Source organism: Verrucomicrobiota bacterium (genome assembly GCA_016871535.1).
GTDB lineage: Bacteria > Verrucomicrobiota > Verrucomicrobiia > Limisphaerales > SIBE01 > VHCZ01.
In genome coordinates, this window is sequence record VHCZ01000421.1 from 1 (window position 1) to 2,891 (window position 2,891).

The 2,891-nt window shown below is 58.0% G+C and carries 3 protein-coding genes; all 3 read left to right on the plus strand.

What is annotated here, in order from left to right:
• Positions 1-512: 512 nt before the first annotated feature.
• The 3 genes from FJ398_27045 to FJ398_27055 are packed head-to-tail and all read left to right on the plus strand — an operon-like array spanning position 513 to position 2,771.
• Positions 513-1,490 carry a hypothetical protein gene (locus FJ398_27045; protein MBM3841534.1) on the plus strand — a complete coding sequence of 326 codons (978 nt, stop codon included), beginning with the start codon at positions 513-515 and terminating at the stop codon, positions 1,488-1,490.
• A 38-nt stretch (positions 1,491-1,528) separates the two neighbouring features.
• Positions 1,529-2,200, plus strand: coding sequence for an RNA polymerase sigma factor (locus FJ398_27050; protein MBM3841535.1), 672 nt, complete (start codon positions 1,529-1,531; stop codon positions 2,198-2,200).
• A 10-nt stretch (positions 2,201-2,210) separates the two neighbouring features.
• On the plus strand, positions 2,211-2,771 hold the full coding sequence (locus FJ398_27055) for a hypothetical protein (GenBank protein ID MBM3841536.1): 561 nt from the start codon (positions 2,211-2,213) through the stop codon (positions 2,769-2,771).
• Positions 2,772-2,891 lie beyond the last annotated feature (120 nt).

Below are 2,891 nucleotides of genomic sequence, written 5' to 3' on the forward strand. Positions count from 1 at the left end.
TTTTTCGCCAGACTTCGTTGCTTGCTCCTTACAGATCCACTTCGGGATATGCTCGTCGCTCGCGCCTCGTCTGGCCGAAAAATCCCTTGCCGCGAACGTGAGCGTATTTATGAAATGGACCACTTAGCCGTAAATATGCAGCCGAAATTGGGGAGCACACCCGCCCTCGCGTGTATCGACCGGCGCCCCCGCCGGTCGGAACGTTGTAGAAACTCAGTCACCAAAGGGTGACCGCTCCTTGCGAGTGGTGTGGTCGGCGAGGGCGCCGACCCCAGCACGCGAGGGCGCGTGCGCTCCCCATCTGACTGAATTGATCCGGCTTAGCTTTGACGCAGTGATCTCGTCGCCCCTTGATGTTCATCGCCTTGAAGGATTCTGCCCGGCGCCCATCGTGAATTCACCCGTTGCCTGTAACCTTTCTGCCCCCTCGCGCGAATGATGGATTGGAACCACGGGACCCCCAGGGGCCCTCAACAAAGTTAAGAAGCCGTTCATCTGAACAATCCAACGAAATGAAACCTCGACTCCTCCTGCTGGCGGTCTGCGCGCTGTGCGCAATCCAAACCGCCTTCGCCGCCACTCTTCCCAAACATCACGTCGCCTCCGACGCCAAATGGCTCTTGCACCTGGACCTGCAGAATCTTCGCCGCACTCAGGTGGGCGAATTCCTGACCCAGAACCTGCTTGAAAAAGCCTCCGGCGAGGTGAAGGACAAAATCGGCATCGATCTAGGCGCGCTGGTGCAAAAGATCAGCCACATCACCGCTTACGGCACGGAGTTCGCCAAAAACCCGGAAAAGAACGGCGTGTTGATGGTGCACATGGACGCCGAGGCCCAGAAGATTCTCGAAGGTTTTCTGGCGGCCCAGTTGCTCGCGGATTCGAGTGGAAAGGTCACAAAAGAGCAGCAGGGCGCGTCCGCTTTGTATTCCTTGCAGAATGAGTTGTTCCTGTCGCTCGAACCGAACCATGTCGCCATCCTCGGCAAATCCGCTCAACAAATCGACAAGGCCAAGAGCGTGCTCGCCGGCAAGAGTCCCAGCCTGAAGAGCAGCGGCGCCTTTTCGGATTTTCCGGCTGCGCCGGATGCGTTCTTCTTTCTCGCCGTGGCCGAAGGATTCAACGTCGACGCCGCCGTGCCGCCGCAGGCGCAAGTGCTCAAAATGGCTGAGGGCGGACAGTTGGTCCTCAGAGAGCAGAGTGAAAAACTCTTCCTCTCGCTGGCGTTGAAATCGAAAACCGCGGAAGTGACCGAACAGATTCAACAGGTGTTCGAAGGCATCCGGGCAATGGTTCTGCTGGGCCAGACGGACAACGAGGATTTGCAGGAATTGGTCCGGTCCATCAAAGTCGCCGCCAAGAACAGAATCGTCACCGTGAACGCGGAGTTCCCGGTCGCGCCCCTGCTCAAGAAAGTCGGCGACGAGGGCTACATCAAGCTTCCGGGGCATGAGGGCAAGAAGAAGGAAAAACAGGACGCGGAGAAGTAGGACGCGCGTGCAGGCCGTTAAATCGGTTAAATGGTTAAATGGTTAAATCGTTCCATCCCTGCCTCGTCGAAGCAGTGCAACCATCGCCCGATTCAACTCATTTAACTGATTTAACTTTTTTAACTGATCCCACGACCGATGTCTGCCCCGTGACCCTGGCGGAACAAAAGGATGTGAGTCCGGAACAGCTCGCCGAACGGTGCCAGACGGGCTGCCGGGCTTCGTTTGAGAAACTGGTCGAACAGTTCGAGAGCCAGATCTTCAATTTCCTCCTGCGGCTCACCGGCAACCGCCACGACGCGGAGGATTTGACACAAGATACCTTCGTGAAAGCGTATCAGAACATCCACCGCTACCAACCGGCCTACGCCTTCGCGGCGTGGCTTTTCACCATCGCCAAACGGACTGCGTTCAGCCATTTCCGCGCCGCCAAACCGATGGAGGAGATTCGCAGCGACCTCCAGACCGATTCGCACGATCCCTCCACCGCGCTGGAGAAACAAGACGACAGCCGTTCGCTCTGGGAATTAGCCAAAAAGTTGAAACCGAAACAACACGAGGCGCTCTGGCTGCGGTATGGCGAAGGATTCTCTATCGCCGAAGTGGCGCGGATTATGAAGACGAATCAAATTCATGTGAAAGTTCTTCTGCATCGAGCGCGGACTGCTCTCGCGGCTCGCCTGCAACGGGATCGCGATCAATCTCTATAAGAGGAAGAATATGCTGATTTGCTGGTTCTACCGACGAATGATTTCGGCGAGCCTGGATGCCGACCACGCCTTGCCACGCCGCGCCCAGGATCACGTTGCGCGTTGTCCGTCCTGCCGCGATTTCTACGAGACCGGCCTACGGATGGGCGAGCAACTTGCCGCCAGTGCGAATCACGAAAGAGTCTCCTCGCCGCCGTTTCTTCAGGGACGAATTGTGGCGGCGCTGAACCGGCCTTGCAAATGTCCGCGGGCGATGTTGTGGCGACCAGCCTGGACAGCGACTGCGCTGGCTGTGGCTCTGGTGGCGTTGACCGCCTGGTTCATGCGGGATCAATCGCCCCTGCCGCCTCAGCCGCAACCAGGTGTCGCCTCGGGACAGAGCCCGATCCTGACGGCCGAATTGTTCGCAGCGGCGGCCAGTCTGCCTGGTGAGGACACTTTGCTGGAGTGGGGACAGAAGCTGGGTCAACCCCTGGAGACGGAGTTGAAGTCCGTTCTTCAGGACGCGCGGAAGGCCCTGGCGGGGCTGGCGCAGAATTTTCTTCCCGACGGTCTTTCGCCCATCCCTTAGTGGTCCATTTCATAAATACGCTCACGTTCGCGGCAAGGGATTTTTCGGCCAGACGAGGCGCGAGCGACGAGCATATCCCGAAGTGGATCTGTAAGGAGCAAGCAACGAAGTCTGGCGAAA

Coding starts and splice junctions, on each gene's coding strand:
- FJ398_27045 (MBM3841534.1), top strand. CDS start 513: ATGAAACCTCGACTCCTCCTGCTGGCGGTCTGCGCGCTGTGCGCAATC.
- FJ398_27055 (MBM3841536.1), top strand. CDS start 2,211: ATGCTGATTTGCTGGTTCTACCGACGAATGATTTCGGCGAGCCTGGAT.
- FJ398_27050 (MBM3841535.1), top strand. CDS start 1,529: ATGGTTAAATCGTTCCATCCCTGCCTCGTCGAAGCAGTGCAACCATCG.